We start from the raw sequence: 19,876 nt of genomic DNA, 5'->3' as shown, positions 1-19,876 counted from the left end.
TCTCTACTCCGCCGCGACCATGTGGACGGGATCACGAACGCCCTGATCGTCGAGATCGGCCTTGTGCGAATACTGGTCGATGCGCTCTTCGATCTCGTGACGGAAATGCGCAATCAAACCCTGGATCGGCCACGCCGCAGCGTCGCCGAGCGCGCAGATCGTGTGGCCTTCGACCTGCTTGGTGACCTCGAGCAACATGTCGATCTCGCGCTTGTGGGCGCGGCCGTCGGCCATGCGGGTCAAGACGCGCCACATCCAGCCGGTGCCTTCGCGGCACGGCGTGCACTGGCCGCAGCTCTCGTGCTTGTAGAAATAGGAGATGCGCGCGATCGCCCGGATCAGGTCGGTCGACTTGTCCATCACGATCACGGCCGCGGTGCCGAGGCCCGAACGCAGCTTGCTCAAGCTGTCGAAATCCATCGGCGTGTCGATGATCTGCTCGGCCGGCACCATGCGCACCGACGAGCCGCCGGGGATCACGGCCTTCAGATTATCCCAGCCGCCGCGGATCCCGCCGCAATGCTTCTCGATCAGCTCGCGGAACGGAATCCCCATCGCCTCTTCGACGTTGCAGGGCCGCTCGACGTGACCGGAAATGCAGAACAGCTTGGTGCCGACATTGTTCGGCCGGCCGATGCCGGCGAACCAGGCGGCGCCGCGGCGCAGGATATCGGGCGCGACCGCGATCGACTCGACGTTGTTGACGGTGGTCGGGCAGCCGTAGAGACCGACATTGGCCGGGAACGGCGGCTTCAGCCGCGGCTGGCCCTTCTTGCCCTCGAGGCTCTCGAGCAGCGCGGTCTCCTCGCCGCAGATATAAGCGCCGGCGCCGTGGGCGACGTAGATGTCGAACGGCCAGCCGTTGATGTTGTCCTTGCCGACCAGCTTGGCCTCATAGGCCTGGTCGATCGCCGCCTGCAGGCGCTCGCGTTCACGGATGAACTCGCCGCGGATGTAGACGTAGCAGGCATGCGCGCCCATCGCGAAGCTCGCGAGCAGGCAGCCCTCGACCAGGAGATGCGGATCGTGCCGCATGATCTCGCGGTCCTTGCAGGTGCCGGGCTCGGACTCGTCCGCATTGACGACGAGATAGCTCGGACGGCCGTCCTTGGATTCCTTCGGCATGAAGGACCACTTCATGCCGGTCGGGAAGCCCGCACCGCCGCGGCCACGCAGGCCCGAGGCCTTCATCTCGTTGATGATCCAGTCGCGGCCCTTGTCGATGATCCCCTTGGTGCCATCCCAGGCGCCTCGGCGGCGCGCGCCCTCGAGACCCCAATCATGGAGGCCGTAGAGGTTCTTGAAGATGCGGTCCTTGTCGTCGAGCATGCTCAAAACTTTCCGAACATCACCGATTGGCTTGGGAGTAAGCGAGCCCGGCGGCGCAGCCGCCGAACACGATGGCCCACAACAGGCTGGATTCCAGTGTGGCACTGAGGCCGTAACGTTGCAGCAGGAACATGAAGCCGGCAGCGACGGCGGTATGCAGCGCGATCCTGCGCCAGGCCATCATCGAAACCGCCCTCCCCATCCCCTGTGCCTGCACCTGAGAGCCCCCCATCAGGTGGTTTCCTTCAGCGTCGTCGGCCCGCCCGCGGGCGCCGAGAACTGACGGTCGATCTGCGGGCCCGGCTTCGGTGGATTGCCGGCGGCAAAGCCGTCGAGCACCTTGCCGAAGCTCTCCTTGGTCAGGTCCTCATAGGTATCCTTCCAGATCAGCACCATCGGCGCGTTCACGCAGGCCCCGAGGCACTCGACCTCTTCCCAGGAGAAGTTGCCGTCCTTCGACAGCTGGAAGGGATCGTGGTGGATGCGATGCTGGCAGACCTCGATCAGGTCGGCGGCGCCGCGCAGCCGGCACGGCGTGGTGCCACACACCTGGACGTGCGCCTTCTTGCCGACCGGCGAGAGCTGGAACATGGTGTAGAAGGTCGCGATCTCCAGCATCCGGATATGCGGCATCTCGAGCAGGTCGGCGACGGCGCGGATCGCCGCTTCCGACACCCAGCCGTCATGCTGCTCCTGCACCCGCCACAGGATCGCGATCGCCGCCGAAGCCTGCCGGCCCGGCGGATACTTCTCGATCTGCTTCTTGGCCCAGGCCAGATTCTCGTCCGTGAACGTGAAGCTCGCGGGCTGCAATTCCTTCGGGGCAAGGCGGCGGACGGACATCGTTCAGACTCTCAATTAGCGCGCGGTGCGGATGCGGACATCATCACCGGTCGACCTCGCCGAACACGATGTCCAGCGAGCCAAGGATGGCGGAAACGTCGGCGAGGAGATGGCCCTTACAGATGTGATCCATCGCCTGCAGATGGGCGAAGCCCGGCGCGCGGATCTTGCACTTGTAGGGCTTGTTGGTGCCGTCGGCGACGAGATAGACGCCGAACTCGCCCTTCGGCGCCTCGACCGCGGCGTAGACCTCGCCGGCCGGCACGTGCACGCCCTCGGTATAGAGCTTGAAGTGATGGATCAGCGCTTCCATCGAGCGCTTCATCTCGCCACGGCGCGGCGGCGCGATCTTGTTGTCCTCGACCACGACCGGGCCCTGCCCGTCGGCTGCTCTGAGCTTCTGTACGCACTGCTTCATGATGCGCACCGACTGGCGCATCTCTTCCATGCGGATCAGGTAGCGGTCGTAGCAGTCGCCGTTCTTGCCGATCGGAATGTCGAAATCCATCTCGGCGTAGCACTCATAGGGCTGCGACTTGCGCAGGTCCCAGGCCGCGCCCGAGCCGCGCACCATCACGCCGGAGAAGCCCCACTCCCAGGCCTCCTTCAACGGCACGATGCCGATGTCGACGTTGCGCTGCTTGAAGATGCGGTTGCCGGTCAGCAGCCGATCGAGGTCGTCGACCACCTTGAGGAACGGATCGCACCACGCCTCGATGTCGTCGATCAACTTGGGCGGCAGGTCCTGGTGCACGCCGCCGACGCGGAAGAAGGCCGCGTGCATGCGCGAGCCCGAGGCGCGCTCGTAGAACACCATCAGCTTCTCGCGCTCTTCGAAGCCCCACAGCGGCGGGGTCAGCGCGCCGACGTCCATCGCCTGCGTGGTGACGTTGAGCAGATGCGACAGGATGCGGCCGATCTCGCAATACAGCACGCGGATCAACTGGCCGCGGCGCGGCACCGTGATGCCGAGCAGCTTTTCCGCGGCGAGGCAGAACGCATGCTCCTGATTCATCGGCGCGACGTAGTCGAGCCGGTCGAAATAAGGAATCGCCTGCAGGTAGGTCTTGTGCTCGATCAGCTTCTCGGTGCCGCGGTGAAGCAGGCCGATATGCGGATCGACGCGTTCGACGACTTCGCCGTCGAGCTCCAGCACGAGGCGAAGCACGCCGTGCGCCGCCGGATGCTGCGGACCAAAGTTGATGGTGAAGTTACGCAGATTTTGCGGTTGCTCGTTCATGGCTTCGGCTCCGCCTTGGCCTTCTCGTCACCGGGAAGCGGATAGTCCGCGCCTTCCCAGGGCGAAAGGAAATCGAACTTGCGGAATTCCTGGTTGAGCCGGACCGGCTCGTACAGCACCCGCTTCTCCTGGTCGTCGTAGCGAACCTCGACGAAGCCGGTGAGCGGGAAATCCTTGCGCAGCGGATGGCCGTCGAAGCCGTAATCCGTCAGCAGGCGGCGCATGTCCGGATGACCGGTGAAGATCACGCCGTAGAGGTCGTAGGTCTCGCGCTCGAACCAGTCGGCGCCCGGGAAGACGCCGATGATCGACGGCACCTGCGTAGTCTCGTCGGCCTGCCCGCGCAGTCGGATGCGCGCGTTCAATGTCGGCGACAGCAGATGATAGACGACATCGAAGCGCTTCTCGCGGCTCGGATGATCGACCGCGGTCGCATCGGTGAAGTTGACGAAGCGGCAATTGGGATCGTCACGCAAGAACGTCACGACGTCCACGATTCTGCCAATCTCGACGTCGATAGTGAGTTGATTGAACGCGACCGAGTGCGCCGTGGCGGCGCCCGGAAGCGCGCTCACGATCGTCTGCCCAAGGGCGTCGAGCTTGCCGTCGTCCATGCCTGAAACCCTAACGTTCGATGGTGCCGATACGGCGGATCTTCTTCTGCAGCAGCAGCACGCCGTAGAGCAGCGCTTCCGCCGTGGGCGGACAGCCCGGCACGTAGATGTCGATCGGGACGATCCGGTCGCAGCCACGCACCACCGAGTAGGAATAGTGGTAGTAGCCGCCGCCATTGGCGCAGGAGCCCATCGAGATGACGTAGCGCGGCTCCGGCATCTGGTCGTAGACCTTGCGCAGCGCGGGCGCCATCTTGTTGGTCAGCGTGCCGGCAACGATCATCACGTCGGACTGCCGCGGCGAGGCACGCGGCGCGAAGCCGAAGCGCTCGACGTCATAGCGCGGCATCGAGACCTGCATCATCTCGACCGCGCAGCAGGCGAGACCGAAGGTCATCCACATCAGCGAGCCGGTGCGCGCCCAGGTGATCAGGTCATCGGCCGCGGCGACGAAGAAGCCCTTGTCGGACAGCTCGTGGTTGACCTCGAGGAAAAACGGATCATTGGCGCCAACCGGCTTGCCGGTCGACGGATCGAGAATACCCTTCGGAGCCTGCGCTATCGCCGGCTGCGGGTTTGCGGCGGTGGGGCTCAATCCCATTCGAGCGCGCCTTTCTTCCATTCATAAGCAAACCCGACCGTCAGCACGGCCAGGAAAACCATCATCGACCAGAAGCCGGTCGCGCCGAGTTTTCCGAACGCCACGGCCCACGGGAACAGGAACGCCACTTCGAGATCGAAGATGATGAAGAGGATCGCCACCAGATAGAAGCGGACGTCGAACTTCATGCGGGCGTCGTCAAAAGCATTGAATCCGCATTCATAGGCGGACAGCTTTTCCGGGTCCGGCGATTGGAACGCGACCAGGAACGGCGCGATCAGGAGCGCAAGACCGATCAGGCTCGCAACCCCGATAAAGACCACAAGTGGGAGATAATTCTGCAGGATGCCGGTCATCGGCGAGGCCTTCTTGCTGCGGTTTCGGACGTGCCGCAGATTCGTTGATTGGAATTGTTCTTGAGGCTTTAGCGCAGCGCAACAGGGGGCGCAAGACAAGCAATTTTGACGGTTTTACCGTTCTCGCCGCGGGCTATTGGCCGCATCGGGCGGATGCCACTTCCGGCGACGCGGCGGCGGCGATCAGGTCCCCTGTGCGCTCGCCATATCAGCCGAACTCCGGCTCGGTGTGGCGAACATCCCGGCAGCTGTCGCCGTCGAGGCGTCAACCTGTCCGAGCAGCAGGTTAGTATCCCCCGGGTCGCACTTGTTCCAGCGCGTAAGGGTGCCCGGCTGCCGGCGAGGATGGCTATCTGCGGAGAACCATATGGGCCGGGGAGCAGGCGTGCCCGGCGCTGGTCGCCAGCGTTGCGGAACGCCAGAGCAGCCGAACACAGGAAATCGTCGGCCGGGCGCGGCCTGTGCAATCGGACCGTCGCCGCCTGGACTTCACCCCGGTCACTCGCGGCGCGCCGGGGGCGAATTCCCACGCCGCTCGTCACCGGTCAGCTTCGGCGGCGATCCAGCCGATATCCCCAGAAAAGTCCGCGGGCTTGACCGACGCCGGTATCGCGGGCGGGCCAGTCTAGGCGTCGATGAAGGCCAGCAGGTCGGCCAGCAGGCGCGCGCTGTGCGTCAGCGGCAGCGCGTGCGGCGCGCCTTCGTAGACCACGAACTTGCTTCCCCCAATCAGGCTTGCCGTCTTCGCGCCGGTCAGCGCGAGCGGCGCGCTGGCGTCCTGGTCGCCATGCACGACCAGCGTCGGGCGATCGATACCCTTCGCCGCAGCGCGCAGATCGGCAAAGGAGATCGTCTTGCGGCAGGCCAGCGCCACCGGCAACGGCACGCCCAGCATCATCCCCCTGATCCAGGCCCGCGTTGCCTCGGGTGTGTCGGGCGTGAAGAACGGCGCCTCGTTCTCGCCCATCCATTTCGGGAAGTCCTGCGCGATTGCGGCATTCTGGGCATCGATCATCGCTCGCGGCACCGCATCTGGATTATCGTCGGACTGGACCAGATACGGCGTGGTCGGTGCCACCAGCACCAGCCGCGCCACGCGCCCTGCGCCGTGACGCGCCAGATAGTTCACCGCCTCGATCGATCCCATCGAATGCGCGACGATCGTGACGTCGCGCAGATCGCGCTGCTCGATCACAGCAGCAACGTCATCGGTCAGCGTGTCGAGGTCGTATCCGGTCGCCGGCATATCGGAGCGGCCATGGCCGCGCCGATCCGGCGCGACGCAGCGATACCCCTTCGCGTTCAGCGCCACGATCTGGCTGCCCCAGATGCTCGAATTGAACGTCCAGGCGGCGAGGAACAAGACCGGCCGCCCCGAGCCCCAATCCTGCACGAACAGTTCCGTGCCGTCCTTGGCGGTCGCATAAAGCGGTTGGCTCACCATCATCTATCTCCCTGTGCGGATCGATCGGCGCCATCGCCGCCGATGCACCGACCATCGCAGAGGGAGTTCGCTCGCGCGATTACGCTTCAGGTAATCACGCGCGTGACGTCAGGCTGTCTGAAGCGGAAACGCTCTCACCATTGATACCGCACCACGCCCTTGCCGGCGTAGCTCGAGGTGACGTTGGAGAACTCGCCCTCGAACGTCGCCGCCGCCGACCAGCCGTTTCGCCAGTTCATCTCGACCGAGGCCGTGGTCAGCGCGGAGTCGCTGGCTTGCGCTGCGCCGTTGACGACGAAACTGGTGCCGGGCAGCGCCTGGAAGGTCGCGGCGGCCAAGCGGTTCGGATTGTAGTCATGCGCCCAGGCAAACCGGGTGCGCAGCGTCAGGATCCCGTCCTGCACCGCGAAGGATTTGTCGGTACGGAGGCCGAGCTCGCTGCGCGGGTCGGTCACGCTCCGGCCGGCATAGCTGAGCACGAAGTTTGGCAAGCCCGAGATCACCCGCTCGGCATAGGCCGGCAGCTCGAAGCTCGTGAATTGGCCCGCGGCATAAGGCGTGATGCCGACGCCGCCGATCCACGGCGCGACGAAACGATAGCCGCCCTCGAGCCGCCCCGACCAGGCGTTGGCGTTGAACTCGGCGCGAAGCTGATCGATGCCGGCGGCGCTGACCGTGCGGTTCGTGGTGATGTCCTGCCAGCCATAGGCGAGCGCGGCCGAGACATAGGCCGGGCCTTCGGTGTGGCGAAGATAGACGCCGGCCTGGAACAGATCGGACCGGCCGCTGCCGCTGTTGACGACGGAGAAGTTCGTGCCGCCGCCGGCGATCGCGAAGCCCGCAATGGTGTTCGGCGTGACCAGGTAGTCGGCGCCGACCGCGGTGCCATACACGCTGCTGGTCGTGTTGTTCGACCCGACGATGGCGTTGCCGCTGGTCGATTGCGAACCGCCGAAGCCCGCGGCCCAGACATTCCAGCGCGGTACGAATGACGGCGCCGGCAGCGCCTTGGTGAACATCGCGAACGCACCAGTTGCTCGGCTTGCGGCATAGGCGCCGGCGTTGCCCTCCTCCGCATAGCCCGACGCTCCCGGCACCGAACCGGCGTCACCGACGCGATTCGCGTAGGGATCGGTGAGCAGCCCCATGAACAGGTTCATGGCATCGAACGTCGTCTGCTGCGAGCCGGTCGCCAGTTCGCCAGAGGCCTGCGTCAGGCCCGCCGGCGCGAGCGTGCCGAACACCGTCTGAATGCCGCCGGTCGTGTTGAAGTAGTTGACCAGCGTGTTGGCGACGTTCTGCTGGTTGATGGACAGGCCGTTGCCGAAATTTGGCGCGGTGGGAGGCGGCGCGAAATCCAGGGCCAGATTGAGATAGGCGTGGGTCGCGTCGTAGCTCAGCGTGTCGGTGAAATTCGCCGGCAGGTTTGTGTTGGCGACGTTGGATGCAAACGTGCCGGATATGCCTCCAGCAGCGTTCAGGATCGTATACTGCTTGGAAATGTAGCTGCCGCTGGCGAACACTGCATTGACGGTCGCGCCGCCAAGCGTTGCGTTCGCATTGAGGCTGGTTGATGACGCAGCGGTCGGCGTCACGTGCACCTGATAGATGGCGCCGGATTGGAAGGCGAGACTGCCGCCGATGGTCAGTGTGCCGGTCGGGTCTGCAGCACTGCCGGGCGCGAGCGTGCCGCCGCTCATGATGGTCGTGGGTGCCGCAATGACGAAGCTGCTCGGAGCCGGGGCACCGAAGGTCGGGCGCACCACGACTAAATTCGAGCCGCCGCTGATGATTACCCCTCCAAGGTTGTTGACATCTGTCAATGTGACGGTGCTGACAACACCCCCACCGAAGACGACGAGTCCGGAACCCACGGTGCCGGTGCCGCTCAAGGTGCCGCCGGAATTGACCGTCACTTTCAACGAGTTGGCGATCGAGCCGTCCACTTCCAGCGTACCGCCATTGATGGTGGTCGAGCCGGTGTAGGTGTTGATGCCGGTCAGGACTTCCTTGCCGCCGGTGATCGTCACACCGCCGCCCGCGCCGCCGTCCCGGATGGTGCCCGCAAAGGTTCCGTTGGCATTGGTGAAGGTCAGCGTATTGGCACCGAGGTTCACGGCGCCGAAGATACTGGTCCCGGAAAGACTATTGATCGAGACGCCGCCACCCGCGCGCGATATGTCGAAGGTACCGTCGTTGATCACGGCCTTCGAAGACGCGATGCTGCCGCCACTGGTCAGGTCAAGTTGGCCACCGCCGCTGATCGTGGTCAGCCCGGTATAGGTGTTGACGCCACCGAAGGTCGCCAGGCCGCCAGAGGCGATCGTCACGTTGCCGCCGGTGCCGCCACCGATACCGCCATCCTGGATGACGCCGTCGTAGGGGCCCCTATTGCCGGTGATGGTCAGCGTCTTGGCGCCGAGGGACACGACGCTGCCGCCGACGGTATCATTCAGGCCGGCAACGCTGGCACCGCTGTTGGTCTGCGAGATATCGAATGTGCCGACACCCGCGCCTGAAGCGAATGCGATGCCCGATGAATTGGCGATCGAGCCGTTTCCTTTGAGCGCCAGCGTCGCGCCGGCATCGATCTGGGTGAAGCCGACGTAGCCGTTGACACCGGACAGGGTCTGCGTTCCGCCGGCGATTTCGAGGCCGCCTGCGCCCGCACCGTTGATTGCGCCGGAAAACTCCGTTGAACCACCGGTAACCGCCAAGACTTTGCTGCCGAGCACTACCGATCCAGCGCCCGCGAGCGTCGTGATCCTGTTGAGGAAGGCCGAAGATGCCGAAATATCGAATGTGCCGTTGACCGTCACGACGCTCGAATTCGAGATGCTGCCGACGCCCGACAGCGCCAGCGTTGCGCCGGAATTGATGGTCGTCGCGCCGAAATAACTTTCAGTCGTCGTCAACGTCAGCGCACCGCCGCTGCCGGAGTTCGCGACCGTCACGCCGCCCGTGCCGGTCAATGCCGTCGCGAGCGTCACGGCATTGCCGTTATAGTCGAGCGTCGTACCGCCGGAGCCGATCGCATTCAGCTTGCCCGAGATATCGGCCGTATTGCCACTGGCCCATTGCAGGCCGCCGCCGTTGAGCGTGATGCTGCCCGAGCCGAAATTGCTCGCGGCGTTGAAATTGATCAGGCCGCCGTTGACTGTCGTGCCGCCCGAGTAAGTATTTGCGGCCGTCAACGTCAGCGTCCCGGTGCCTGTCTTGGCGAGACCCCAGCTGCCGGCATTGGCACCGGTGCCGCCGCTACCAGTCTGGTCGGCGATGACATCAGAGACGATCTGGTTCTGCCCGGCCGCAGGATTGAAGGTCAGCGTCCCGTTACCTTGCAGGAACATACCGGCGCCGAAGGCAGAGCCATTGCCTGCGCCGACGCCGCCAGTCCCGCCGCTGACGCTGCTGCCGTTGACGGTGAAGGCACCGGCAACAGTGAGAGTTCCGCCCCCCTGGACAAACACCGCGCCGCCCGCGCCGAGGCCGCCGCCTGCGCCACCCTGAGAATCGTTGCCGCCATTGCCGGCGCCGAAGCCGCCGGTATTTCCGCAACTGCCGCCGTCATTGCCGCTCGAGCCGCCGCCGCCACCACCGAAGCCGCCCTTCCCCGCACTGAAATAGCAGCGCACACTCCCGCCGCCGCCGCCGAACCCGCCATCGCCGCCCGAACTGTCGATGCTGCCGCCGCCGCCACCACCGAAGCCGCCAGCACCGCCGCCGCCCGGACCCGCGACGGAGGTAGCAGCGCCGCCACCGATTCCACCGCCGCCGCCAGCAGAACTGATGCCAATCCCGACGGCCCCGCCGCCGCCGCCGCCTCCGCTGGCGCCACCCGTACCTGCCGTGGCGCCGTCGCCGCCGCCGGCGCCGCCGCCAGCGGCGCCAACGGCGATGCCGGCCGCGCCATTGCCACCCGTGGTGCTCGCCCCGCCGGCCCCGCCATTGGCGCCCAGGCCAATTCCGCCGCCGCCGCCAGCACCGACATTACCGCCACTTCCGCCATTTCCGCCGAGCCCGCCGCCACCTCCGCCGCCCGACCCGGTCGAGCCGTAACTGCCGCCGCTGCCGCCATTGGCCTGATTGCTGGCGAGCGAAACATTGCTCACCGTGACGCTGGCGCCGCTGGCTACGAACAGCGCGCCACCGGCTCCCATGCCGCCGCCACCACCGCCATCGAACCCGCTGCCGCCATTACCGCCCTTGGCCACGGCGTTCTGGATCGTCAGATTGTTGACCGCGACGGTACCCGAGTAAACGAAGAGCCCGCGCTGCACGCCGCCGCCATCGAGCGTGAAGTTGCCGCCGTTGATCGTGACAGTGCCCCTCGAATTGATGATGGGCAGCGTTGTCCCGCTCGTCAGCGTGATGTTCTGCGTGATGTTGAGCGTGTAGCTGGCGCCCGGATTGTTATCGATCGTCGTCAGCGCAGTGACGAGGCTCGCACCATCGCCGGCGTTCAGCACCGTTTGGGCGTGTGCGCCAGTCCCGAACGCGACGAGCAGAGCGAGGATTACGGCAACCCGTTGCAAACATGAGAATCGGAAGCGTTCCACAACGTGCACGTGCATGGCATTCCAAACTCGGGTCGCGCGTAGCACGGCCACTAAAAATCTCAGCGTGAGGTTGTATCCCCTGAGACATCCTGCCGCACGACAAAAAGCGAAAATGGAACCGAAAGCGCGACGGTGTGCTTTTTGCATCACAACATGATGTCCCCCACACTTCCCCGCGCCAGCGCGACAGGTCGTGTGAGACGTTGTCAGGATACCTGCGCAAGCCTGCCGATCGTGCCTCGCGTTGCCAGCGCGATCGACTGGCGCATTGCTGCTGGCAACCTGCGCGCCCTTACGTCAGCTTGCCCGTATACTTCTCCAGCGCCGCCCAGGCATCCGCGCCATAGGTCTTCTGCCATTGCGTGTAGAAGCCGGCCTTCACCAGCGCGGCTCTGAACTGCACCGGATCTGGCTTGTTGAAGATCATGCCCTTCCCGGTCAGCTCGGCCTGCAGCGAACGGTCCATCTCGACCAGATCAGTGCGCTCCTTCACCGCCGCCGCGTCGAACGCGGTGTTGACGAGCTCGAGCAGATCGGGCGGCAGGCTCGCTATCGCGCGGCGGTTGCCGAGGATCCAGTAGCCGCTCCAGCAATGGTTCGACAGCGCGCAGTATTTCTGTACCTCGTAGAGCTTTCCGGTCGAGACCTGCGCCAGTGGATTCTCCTGCCCTTCGACGATGTGGGTCTGCAGCGCCGAATAGAGCTCGCTGTAGGAGATGCTCGACGGCAGCGCACCGAGCCCCGAGAACAGCGAGGTCAGAAGTGCCGTCACCGGCACGCGAATCTTGAAGCCCTTGAGATCGTCGACGCTGTTGAGCTGCCGGCTCGACGACGAGGTGATCTGGCGGAAGCCGTTGTCCCAGACCTTCTTCAGCGGCACGACGCCGGTCTTGACGATCGCATCCCGGACGAGGTCGCCGACACCGCCGTCCATCGCCGCCCAGACCTGGTCGTAGGATTGGAAGGCGAAACCGATGCTGGGCAGACCGGACAGTGGCACCAGCGTCGACAGCGTCATGCTGGGTGCGGCCAACAGTTCGATACCGCCGGCGCGGACCTGCGACAGCATCTCCGGGTCACCGCCAAGTTGGCTGTTGGCAAACACCGTAATGTTGAGCCGGCCGCCCGACTGCGCGCCGGCCGCCTTGGCAGCCTCGGCCAGACGGATTGTTAGCGGGTGGGTTTCCGGAGTGTTGACGCCAAGCTTGAAGTCGAACTCGGCCGCGGCAAGGACCGGCTTACCAAACATCGTCGCAGCCATTGCCACAGAGCCGGCGCCCAGCACCCGGCGACGGCTTATTTTCGTTGTTTTCATTATTGTTTTTCTCCCGAGCGCATCCCGCGCCTGGGGTCAGTTTCGATCCTCCGCCTGTGTGACGCAAGGCACCGTGAAACCAATCCGCCCGTGGCATGAAACCATTTCAAGGAACTCACGAAACGATCCGGAAACAGATCGGGCTTACCAGTACCTGCCATGGACGGCGCATAGACGCCCGGAGGCGACCATGAACCACTCGATCCATTCAGCTGATCGCGCGACCCACCTCAAGATCGTGGTGGTTGCCCTCGTTGCGGCCATCGGAGTTGCGGCGTTCGGCATTTCGGCGCGGAACAACGCGGATTTCACCCAGACCGCCCAGACCAACCAGGTCATCAAGGCCGGCAAGCCGGTCGCGATCACCTCCTCGGGCACCTCGACGGTCCGCTAGAATTTTCAAGTTTCGGCAGACAAAGCGGCCGCCCTTGGGCGGCTTTTTTGTTGGGCATGATCATCTCGAGTTCCGATCACGACGGTGCGGCCTTTGCCGCCTGCTTCGGGTACCGCGATTGCAGAAGCAGGCACGCGATATCGACGTGTGCAAGGTGCAAATACAGGCGAAGCCCTGCGCGCCGCCGTCGCCTCGCTCGGCAAGCCGACGCTGCATCTGCCGGATCGCGCGGCCGCCGCGGAATCTTAACCGCGTCCTAACGCGGTCATTCGATTGCGATCCGCTCCGCGACCCCCGTCTTAAAAAATGTTCCTTAAGGTGGGCGTCAACAGAGGCGCGGGCCCAACATGAATTTGCAGCAGCGAGTAATTTCGACCGGCTTCAAGATCATCTGCACCGATTGCGGCAGCCTGGCGATCAAGATCGCCGATCCGGCGAACGCGTCCGGCGACACCATCATCGAATGCCGCCGCTGCAACGCTGTGCGCGGTACGGTGGCGGATCTGCACACCCTGGCGCGGCGCGGCCGCGATCTGTTCGAATTCTAACCCCGGCACCGCCGATGCTGTCAGACCCGAACGCGACCATGCAGAACGACATCCCCTTGGATACGGTCTGGTCGATCCTCGAGGCCGCCAACGAATTGGGCGATACAAGCACGGTTGACGCCTGCCGCCGCATCATCGACGCGAATTTGCGCGGCGAGGCGCCGGGACAAACCGACCTGAACGCGGTTGCCGCATTCTTTGCCTGATCGGGGCAGCCTGTTGCCGATTGCGCGTTCAATGCGGCGCCGCGGTGACCGACCGGAACGTCGCTCAACGTTGCTTGACTTGATTCGATCGGGGTCGGCTGGCTAGCTGCCGCACAGCTCTCGATTCGGACGGGCCGATGCAATGACGCGCGATGACCTGGTTGTCGGGGGCACGATCCTCGAGTTCTTCGCCGTCAGCACCGCCTCGCTGATCGCCTGCGGGCACGCGTTCCCGGGGATGCATGTCTGGCAATCCGGCATCACCACCGAGGCGATCATCGGCACCGCCGTCATGGCGGTGTTCATCCCGGCATTCGCCGCGGGACGGTTCAGCTTCGGTTATGTGGTGAGCTTCTCGCTGCTGTCAGCCGTGTTCGGCTTCGTCTGGCTCAGCCACTTCAGCGCGTTCGACTACCCGCACGCGATCGCCCGCTGGGCCATGATCGCGGCGCTGGCCGCCGCGATCACCCCGCTGATGTTCCAGAACATGCCGGTTTGGCGGCCCAGCCTGTCGGAAACGACCGTCAAAGGCGTCGCGCTGCTTCTGCTGGTGTCGTCTTTCGCCGTGCTGCTCGCCGACATCTCGTACGGGGTCAAGCTCGGCAGTCCTTACGGCACGGCCCGTAACGCCATCGCGCGGCCGGCGCTGCTGAACTATCTCACCGGGATCATGATCGGAGCGGTGCTGCCCTATCTGTTCGTGCATTTCGCATCGCGCAGGCAATCGCTGCTGGCTGCCGGTGTTTTGCTGTTTGCGCTTTGTTTCTATCCCGTCGTCAACAACAAGACGGTCCTGCTGCTGCCGATCTGGCTGCCGTTTCTGTTCTGGCTCTACGGCCGGTTCAACCCGCGGCTGGCCACCGTGCTCGCAGTCCTGCTCCCTACCATCGTCGGACTGACATCGTTCGCCGTTCTCACCGCCGACAAGGACTACGTCGTGTTCAGCGCCATCAATCTGCGCTTCCTCGCGATCCCGTCACTGGCGCTTGATCAATACGCCGACTTTTTTGCGCACCGCGAATTGACGCGGTTCTGCCAGATATCGGTCCTTCGGCCGGTGACCACCTGCCCCTACGGCGAACTCGGCCCGGCGCTCGGAGCCATCTATCACGACGGCAATTTCAACGCGTCCTTCCTCGCCACCGAGGGTATCGCGTCGGTCGGTCTCGTGCTCGCTCCGGTTTCGGCGCTGGTGTGCGGCCTGATCCTGTCGGTGGGGTCGGCGGTCTCGCGGCATTTGTCGCCGCGCTTCATCGCCGTGTCGTCCGGCATCGCCGTTCAGACGATCATGAACGTGCCGCTGACGACCGGTCTCGTGTCCAACGGGATCGCGGTGCTGTTCCTGTTGTGGTGGCTGACGCCGGAGCAGCGCGCGGAACTATCCAGCAGACCCGCGCATGCCGCCGAGCAGGTCGGCGTCGTCGGCCTTGCGGCGTCCTGATCTTGCGCGCCCGGCCGCTGCGTGGCGGGCGCGCAAGAGACAGCGCCTGCGCGCGGGCGGCCCGATCAATGTGGCCTTGCCTTCTTTCGGAGAACGATAATGCTCTGATAGGGCGAGATCCCGTTCATGCCGACGTCGACAATGTCGAACCGATCAGTCCAGTGCTCTTCGATGTACTGCTTGGTGATGATCGTCTCGCCATATGTCATCTCGCCGTCGACCGGATAGCTTTGGGGATAGAAGTAGAAGCCGTCTCGCCGCAGGGTCTCGGAGATTTTCTGCTGATCCCAGCCGGGTAATTTGGAGATCGGCTCATAGAATGCATAAGCCGGCGGCCGCACCGTCAGAAGGAAAAGGCCGCGATCCTCCAGCGCAGCGTGGACTGCGGCGAGGCATACGTCGCTTGCGACCGGGGAGAGATGCGTCCAGATCGACAGGGCGTAAGCGACATCGAACTTCTGGTTGAACGGAAGACGTTTCGGCAGGCTGTCCGACAGCACGATATCGGCGCGAGGGTTGGAGCGCTGCGCGACCTGGACGATGCCCTTGTGGGGATCGCAGCCGTGCAAATTGCGCAGCGGCACGTCCTTCATGAAATATCTGAGCACACTGCCCCAGCCGCAACCATAGTCCAGCACCGAACGCTCTTCGAATGGCTTGTCCAGATGCAGCCTGAGCTTGTCGTGCATGAGGCGATAGGTTTCGATCACCGCGGCCCCTAGTTCCATGCCGGAACGACCGCTCCAGTTTTTCTGCGTCCCGGCATCAGGCGGATCAGGAATAGCGGCCTTGATGGCGTCGAAGCCATCATACTCTTTCCAGAGCAACACATTCCAAAGATAGGGATCATCGATCCATTTGAATGCGTCGTACGCGGGCTCTCCCCTTACGCACGCGGCTTCCGTCCTTGCCAGTTCGTCTTTGTAATACTCGTTCAGCCACAGGCTCCAATCCATCCGCAAGCCTCCCTGTCAGGTTCGCTTTGTCGGCCCTTGCGCGCTGCAGTGTCGTTTGCGCATGTACATGTTTCCGAGACTGTCTCTGCTATCTCCGGCAACTTTGGGACACATCAAGCGCGTGCATTCCGGAACACGCGAGGAACCGCGAGCACGCGCGGACGAAGTCAGGTCGACGTCAGGCTGGCGCGCTCCGCTGCGCAAATAAACCGAGGCCTGCATGATTTGCGCTTTCTCGCTGGCCTGAGCGGCGATCGTCACCGCCGCGTTATCAAATCTGATGCTCGCGTGAGCGCACGCCCCGACCAGGCTGCCTCCAGGAAGCATATCGATGACAGTCCGCAAGCTCGTCCACGTACTGCAAGCGCTCCCGGATCAGGACGCAACGGTCGTCATCGGAGAAGGTGCGAAGCCGCAGACGTGGCTGATCGTGTCTGGCGTGGCGGAATGCCGGATTGCGTGCGTGAATGATGATCAGGCGATCGCTGGGAATGAACCGGCGGTTGAGATTGCCTGACGGGGAGCGTCGGCAGGTCCGGACAAGCGCCGTCCAAGGACCCGTCATGACGGCGCCTCGTCTGACACGCTCAAACCTCGAACTTGGTGCTAAGTGCTTGATAAGACTGGCGCGAGAGACGGGACTCGAACCCGCGGCCTCCGCCGTGACAGGGCGGCGCTCTAACCAACTGAGCTACTCCCGCGGATGCCGGTCACCGGATTGATCCGCGCAGGACCGAGGGCATAAAGGCCCGCATCCCGATAGTCAAGCACGTTGCGGATCCCTGCACAGCGCAGGCGCTTTCGCGCCACGGCTGCGAGTTGTAGCCTGTTTTCAGGCGAAACGGTGGTGTCAGCAAAGCCCCGAATCAAATAAGGCCTGATAGGTCTGGGTTTCCTGTGGCCGGCCCGGCGCTGCCCGTTCCCAGAACCGGCGGTTTCAGGACTTTACCGGGCAAACTTTCCCGACGCGAACGGCGCGCCATTCGCGTGAAAAGCAGCAATCCAGCCATTCAGCAACGAGGAGGGCCAGACATGGCGAAGAAAGCAGCGACCCCGGCGACGATCACGCTGAAGCATCTGGCGGCGGCCATCGCCGAAGAGCAGGAGCTGTCCAAGAAGCAGGCCGAGGCGATCCTGACCGACATGGTCACCCGGATCACCAAGCACCTCAAGAAGGGCGAGCGGATCCGCATCGTCGGCCTCGGCATCCTCCAGGTCCGCAAGCGCGCCGCCCGCATGGGCCGCAACCCCGCGACCGGCGAGCAGATCCACATCAAGGCCAGCAAGAAGGTCGCCTTCCGCGCCGCCAAGGAGCTCAAGGAAGCCGTCTAGAGCTTCTGGCCTGGTCGATATCAGGCGCCATTCCGGCTCGCGACGCGGCCCCGGAATGGCGCTTTTCTGTTGTCGAGCCGCCGCCTGATGCGCTTTGCTTGCGCGAACCAATTTCGCCTGAGCGCCTTATCCCTGTCCCGTACCTTTGCGTGGTCTTCATGCTGGCACCGGCCCTCGACTTCAAGCACACCGTCACCGAGCGTTTCCTGCGCTATGTCGTGATCGATACCCAGTCCGATCCGGATTCGCCGACCTGCCCTTCGACCGAGAAGCAGAAAAATCTTGGCCGCCTGCTGGTCACCGAATTGCAGGCGATGGGCATCGCCGACGCGCATCTCGATCCGCACGGCTACGTCTATGCGACGATCCCGGCCAACACTGACAAGACGGTGCCGGTGATCTGCTTCTGCTCCCACATGGACACCTCACCCGACTGCACCGGCAAGAACGTCAAGCCGCAGGTCGTGAAGAACTATCGCGGCGGCGACATCGTGTTGCCCGCTGACTCCACCCAGGTGATCCGCGCCGCCGAGCACGAAGCGCTCGCCGATCAGATCGGCAATGACATCATCACGACCGACGGTACCACCCTGCTCGGTGCCGACAACAAGGCCGGCCTCGCCGAGATCATGGACGCCGCGCATTTCCTCGTCTCCAACCCGCAGGTGAAGCACGGCACCATCAAGATCCTGTTCACGCCCGACGAGGAAATCGGCCGCGGCGTCGACAAGGTCGACATCAAGAAGCTCGCCGCCGATTTCGGCTACACCATGGACGGCGAGACCGCCGGTCATATCGAGGACGAGACCTTCTCCGCCGACGGCGCCAGCGTCATCATCGAAGGCGTCGCGACCCATCCGGGTTTTGCGAAGGGCAAGATGGAGCACGCGATCAAGATCGCGGCTGCGATCGTCGATCGCCTGCCCAAGGACACCTGCTCGCCCGAGACCACGGAGGGCAAGGAAGGCTTTCTGCATCCGGTTGCAATCTCTGGCGCGCTCGAGAACGCGCGGATCGACTTCATCGTGCGCGACTTCACCGAGGCCGGCTTGAAGCAGAAGGGAGCGCTGCTCGAGACGATCGTGAAGGATGTCATGAAGGGATATCCGCGCTCGACCTATCGCATGGAAGTCAAACAGCAGTACCGAAACATGAAGGAGGTGATCGACCGTCACCCGCAGATCGTCGCCTACGCGATCGAGGCGATCGAGCGCGCGGGACTGACGCCGGTCAGGACCTCGATCCGTGGCGGCACCGACGGTTCGCGGCTGTCCTTCATGGGATTGCCCTGCCCGAATATCTTCGCCGGCGAGCACGCGTTCCATTCGCGGCTCGAATGGGTCAGCCGCCAGGACATGGAGAAGGCCGTGCAGACCATCGTGCATCTGGCGATGATCTGGGAACAGCGGGCGTAGATCCTGCGACCACCCGGCTCAGCGCATCAACCGCACGATCAAAGCACTTCGGCGAGGCCGACAGCAGAGGATACGACGGTCATGCAAAGTGCCTGCGAGACCAACCGGAACATCGGTCGACCCAAGGCCGCCGCGATCACGCTGCTCGCAGCACTCGCCTTTTCGGCCCTCGCTGAAAGCGCGCATGCGAATTCGGGCACGGCTGAACAACGCAGGGCCTGCCGGGCGGACGCTATGAGGCTCTGCCGCGAATTCATTCCGAACGTCAGGCATATCACGGCGTGCATGGAGCGGAACAAGCGCCACCTCAGCCCTGCGTGCCGCGCTCAACTCAAGTAGCTGGCCAACGCTTTAGGAAGCCCGCGCAGTCACGATCCAGATCGCGCCCGGCAGCGGCACGGAATCACCCTTCGCGAACGGCGCCAACGCTTCGCGCATCGATGCGATCGCGGCGGCGCGCACCTCTTCCGGATGCCCCTCCAGCGCACGGCTGGCCGGACCGATCTTGAGCGCGCCCTGGATCGCCGCATCGATGCCGCGGCCGGTTGCGACATCGAGCTCGACCTTGACCGGCTCCATAGCGATGCCGGAGAAACCGGCTTCGCCCAGGATGCGCTTCACCCGGGCTTCGGAAGCAAACGAAAACGGGCCGGGATCCTCGGGGCCGAGCTGCGGCAGCTTCGGCACGTGCTTGTAGACCGCCTGCAGCGGCGCCATGAAGAACGGGTTTTCGCGCGGCTCCTGCCAGCAGGCGAAGGCGAGCCGGCCACTCTTCCGCATCGCTCTGCGCAAATTGGTGAACGACGCCACCGGATCGGCAAAGAACATCACGCCGAAGCGCGAGGCCAGCAGATCAAAACTCTCGCGGGCGAACGGATAGACGGTCGCGTCGGCAAGCGCGAATTCGACCGGCAATCCCTGCGGCGCACTCTGCCGCGCCCGCGTCAGCATCGGCCCGGAGACATCGACGCCGAGCACGTGGCCCGCGGGCACGACCTTTGCCGCCAGCGCAAAACTCGAAGCGCCGCTGCCGCAACCGACATCGACGACGCGTTCGCCGGCCTTCGGCGCGGCGCGATCGATCAGCAGGTCGAGCACCGGCTGCAGCACGATGTCCTGCGCGGCCTGTCGCGAGGCCCAGCGCTGACCACCCGGCCCGTTCCAATATGCAATCTGATCGGCGTTCTGCGGATGGCCTGCGTTCATGCGATCCAACCTTGTTGAGAAAGCGTCTCGTGTCTCGTGTTCGGGCATGATCTTTGTCGGAAAACCGCTTCGCACTT

Annotated in this window: 19 protein-coding genes and 1 tRNA gene; 7 read left to right on the top strand and 13 right to left on the bottom strand. The window is 64.3% G+C overall.

All coding sequences use genetic code 11. From position 1 onward, the window contains the following. Positions 1-3: 3 nt before the first annotated feature. The 10 genes from nuoF to ACTUWL_RS32630 all read right to left on the bottom strand — a co-directional run bounded on the left by nuoF (position 4) and on the right by ACTUWL_RS32630 (position 12,247). Positions 4-1,329 carry an NADH-quinone oxidoreductase subunit NuoF gene (nuoF, locus tag ACTUWL_RS32675; protein ID WP_021079173.1) on the bottom strand — a complete coding sequence of 442 codons (1,326 nt, stop codon included), beginning with the start codon at positions 1,327-1,329 and terminating at the stop codon, positions 4-6. Positions 1,330-1,348: 19 nt separating this feature from the next. Continuing rightward, positions 1,349-1,561 (bottom strand): hypothetical protein, encoded by a 213-nt coding sequence (locus tag ACTUWL_RS32670; RefSeq protein WP_021079172.1) that lies wholly within the window; start codon positions 1,559-1,561, stop codon positions 1,349-1,351. Further along, positions 1,561-2,172 carry an NADH-quinone oxidoreductase subunit NuoE gene (nuoE, locus tag ACTUWL_RS32665; protein WP_016847752.1) on the bottom strand — a complete coding sequence of 204 codons (612 nt, stop codon included), beginning with the start codon at positions 2,170-2,172 and terminating at the stop codon, positions 1,561-1,563. Before nuoE ends, ACTUWL_RS32670 begins: the two co-directional genes overlap by 1 nt. 43 nt (positions 2,173-2,215) lie before the next feature. Further along, positions 2,216-3,412, bottom strand: a complete 1,197-nt coding sequence (locus ACTUWL_RS32660) for an NADH-quinone oxidoreductase subunit D (protein ID WP_021079171.1) — start codon at positions 3,410-3,412, stop codon at positions 2,216-2,218. Then, positions 3,409-4,026: an NADH-quinone oxidoreductase subunit C gene (locus ACTUWL_RS32655; RefSeq protein ID WP_021079170.1), complete on the bottom strand. Its 618-nt coding sequence runs from the start codon at positions 4,024-4,026 to the stop codon at positions 3,409-3,411. The genes ACTUWL_RS32660 and ACTUWL_RS32655 overlap by 4 nt, the downstream gene beginning before the upstream one ends. Positions 4,027-4,036: 10 nt before the next feature. Continuing rightward, a complete protein-coding gene (locus tag ACTUWL_RS32650) occupies positions 4,037-4,627 on the bottom strand; it encodes a NuoB/complex I 20 kDa subunit family protein (RefSeq protein ID WP_021079169.1) in 591 nt (196 codons plus the stop codon). Further along, positions 4,618-4,983 carry an NADH-quinone oxidoreductase subunit A gene (locus tag ACTUWL_RS32645; protein WP_018271860.1) on the bottom strand — a complete coding sequence of 122 codons (366 nt, stop codon included), beginning with the start codon at positions 4,981-4,983 and terminating at the stop codon, positions 4,618-4,620. Before ACTUWL_RS32645 ends, ACTUWL_RS32650 begins: the two co-directional genes overlap by 10 nt. Before the next feature lie 625 nt (positions 4,984-5,608). After that, entirely contained in the window at positions 5,609-6,424 is an 816-nt protein-coding gene (locus tag ACTUWL_RS32640; protein WP_106940554.1) for an alpha/beta fold hydrolase, read from the bottom strand. Positions 6,425-6,561: 137 nt separating this feature from the next. Beyond that, on the bottom strand, positions 6,562-10,896 hold the full coding sequence (locus ACTUWL_RS32635; RefSeq protein ID WP_307756312.1) for an autotransporter domain-containing protein: 4,335 nt from the start codon (positions 10,894-10,896) through the stop codon (positions 6,562-6,564). A 382-nt stretch (positions 10,897-11,278) separates the two neighbouring features. After that, entirely contained in the window at positions 11,279-12,247 is a 969-nt protein-coding gene (locus ACTUWL_RS32630; RefSeq protein ID WP_291734652.1) for a TRAP transporter substrate-binding protein, read from the bottom strand. A 244-nt stretch (positions 12,248-12,491) separates the two neighbouring features. Here ACTUWL_RS32630 and ACTUWL_RS32625 point away from each other — a divergent pair, with 244 nt between their 5' ends. The 4 genes from ACTUWL_RS32625 to ACTUWL_RS32610 all read left to right on the top strand — a co-directional run bounded on the left by ACTUWL_RS32625 (position 12,492) and on the right by ACTUWL_RS32610 (position 14,890). Next, positions 12,492-12,695, top strand: coding sequence for a hypothetical protein (locus ACTUWL_RS32625; RefSeq protein ID WP_021079164.1), 204 nt, complete (start codon positions 12,492-12,494; stop codon positions 12,693-12,695). A gap of 347 nt (positions 12,696-13,042) precedes the next feature. Beyond that, positions 13,043-13,243 carry a hypothetical protein gene (locus ACTUWL_RS32620; protein ID WP_021079163.1) on the top strand — a complete coding sequence of 67 codons (201 nt, stop codon included), beginning with the start codon at positions 13,043-13,045 and terminating at the stop codon, positions 13,241-13,243. 38 nt (positions 13,244-13,281) lie between these two features. Then, positions 13,282-13,449, top strand: coding sequence for a hypothetical protein (locus tag ACTUWL_RS32615; RefSeq protein WP_291734648.1), 168 nt, complete (start codon positions 13,282-13,284; stop codon positions 13,447-13,449). 142 nt (positions 13,450-13,591) lie between these two features. Further along, positions 13,592-14,890, top strand: a complete 1,299-nt coding sequence (locus tag ACTUWL_RS32610; protein ID WP_021079161.1) for a hypothetical protein — start codon at positions 13,592-13,594, stop codon at positions 14,888-14,890. Positions 14,891-14,955: 65 nt separating this feature from the next. Here the strand turns inward: ACTUWL_RS32610 and ACTUWL_RS32605 are convergent, their stop codons facing one another. Continuing rightward, complete coding sequence (locus ACTUWL_RS32605; RefSeq protein ID WP_021079160.1) at positions 14,956-15,846, bottom strand: class I SAM-dependent methyltransferase; 891 nt, start codon at positions 15,844-15,846, stop codon at positions 14,956-14,958. Positions 15,847-16,177: 331 nt separating this feature from the next. Here ACTUWL_RS32605 and ACTUWL_RS32600 point away from each other — a divergent pair, with 331 nt between their 5' ends. Beyond that, a complete protein-coding gene (locus ACTUWL_RS32600; RefSeq protein WP_021079159.1) occupies positions 16,178-16,363 on the top strand; it encodes a hypothetical protein in 186 nt (61 codons plus the stop codon). 107 nt (positions 16,364-16,470) lie between these two features. Here ACTUWL_RS32600 and ACTUWL_RS32595 read toward each other — a convergent pair. Next, positions 16,471-16,547: transfer RNA gene (locus tag ACTUWL_RS32595), tRNA-Asp, on the bottom strand. Positions 16,548-16,878: 331 nt separating this feature from the next. On the opposite strand from ACTUWL_RS32595, the gene ACTUWL_RS32590 reads away from it, so the two are divergent. Together ACTUWL_RS32590 and pepT are read left to right on the top strand one after the other, a co-directional pair. Then, positions 16,879-17,178: an HU family DNA-binding protein gene (locus ACTUWL_RS32590; RefSeq protein WP_016847738.1), complete on the top strand. Its 300-nt coding sequence runs from the start codon at positions 16,879-16,881 to the stop codon at positions 17,176-17,178. 158 nt (positions 17,179-17,336) lie between these two features. Continuing rightward, positions 17,337-18,593: a peptidase T gene (pepT, locus tag ACTUWL_RS32585; RefSeq protein WP_021079158.1), complete on the top strand. Its 1,257-nt coding sequence runs from the start codon at positions 17,337-17,339 to the stop codon at positions 18,591-18,593. 351 nt (positions 18,594-18,944) lie between these two features. On the opposite strand, the gene ACTUWL_RS32580 is transcribed toward pepT, so the two are convergent. Next, positions 18,945-19,799 (bottom strand): class I SAM-dependent methyltransferase, encoded by an 855-nt coding sequence (locus ACTUWL_RS32580; RefSeq protein WP_021079156.1) that lies wholly within the window; start codon positions 19,797-19,799, stop codon positions 18,945-18,947. Positions 19,800-19,876: the final 77 nt, after the last annotated feature.

Source organism: Bradyrhizobium sp. WCU1, assembly GCF_053474805.1.
This window is presented reverse-complemented; position numbering and strand designations above follow the sequence as displayed.

Coding starts and splice junctions, on each gene's coding strand:
- nuoF (WP_021079173.1), bottom strand. CDS start 1,329: ATGCTCGACGACAAGGACCGCATCTTCAAGAACCTCTACGGCCTCCAT.
- ACTUWL_RS32670 (WP_021079172.1), bottom strand. CDS start 1,561: ATGGGGGGCTCTCAGGTGCAGGCACAGGGGATGGGGAGGGCGGTTTCG.
- nuoE (WP_016847752.1), bottom strand. CDS start 2,172: ATGTCCGTCCGCCGCCTTGCCCCGAAGGAATTGCAGCCCGCGAGCTTC.
- ACTUWL_RS32660 (WP_021079171.1), bottom strand. CDS start 3,412: ATGAACGAGCAACCGCAAAATCTGCGTAACTTCACCATCAACTTTGGT.
- ACTUWL_RS32655 (WP_021079170.1), bottom strand. CDS start 4,026: ATGGACGACGGCAAGCTCGACGCCCTTGGGCAGACGATCGTGAGCGCG.
- ACTUWL_RS32650 (WP_021079169.1), bottom strand. CDS start 4,627: ATGGGATTGAGCCCCACCGCCGCAAACCCGCAGCCGGCGATAGCGCAG.
- ACTUWL_RS32645 (WP_018271860.1), bottom strand. CDS start 4,983: ATGACCGGCATCCTGCAGAATTATCTCCCACTTGTGGTCTTTATCGGG.
- ACTUWL_RS32630 (WP_291734652.1), bottom strand. CDS start 12,247: ATGGCTGCGACGATGTTTGGTAAGCCGGTCCTTGCCGCGGCCGAGTTC.
- ACTUWL_RS32625 (WP_021079164.1), top strand. CDS start 12,492: ATGAACCACTCGATCCATTCAGCTGATCGCGCGACCCACCTCAAGATC.
- ACTUWL_RS32620 (WP_021079163.1), top strand. CDS start 13,043: ATGAATTTGCAGCAGCGAGTAATTTCGACCGGCTTCAAGATCATCTGC.
- ACTUWL_RS32615 (WP_291734648.1), top strand. CDS start 13,282: ATGCAGAACGACATCCCCTTGGATACGGTCTGGTCGATCCTCGAGGCC.
- ACTUWL_RS32610 (WP_021079161.1), top strand. CDS start 13,592: ATGACGCGCGATGACCTGGTTGTCGGGGGCACGATCCTCGAGTTCTTC.
- ACTUWL_RS32605 (WP_021079160.1), bottom strand. CDS start 15,846: ATGGATTGGAGCCTGTGGCTGAACGAGTATTACAAAGACGAACTGGCA.
- ACTUWL_RS32600 (WP_021079159.1), top strand. CDS start 16,178: ATGACAGTCCGCAAGCTCGTCCACGTACTGCAAGCGCTCCCGGATCAG.
- ACTUWL_RS32590 (WP_016847738.1), top strand. CDS start 16,879: ATGGCGAAGAAAGCAGCGACCCCGGCGACGATCACGCTGAAGCATCTG.
- pepT (WP_021079158.1), top strand. CDS start 17,337: ATGCTGGCACCGGCCCTCGACTTCAAGCACACCGTCACCGAGCGTTTC.
- ACTUWL_RS32580 (WP_021079156.1), bottom strand. CDS start 19,799: ATGAACGCAGGCCATCCGCAGAACGCCGATCAGATTGCATATTGGAAC.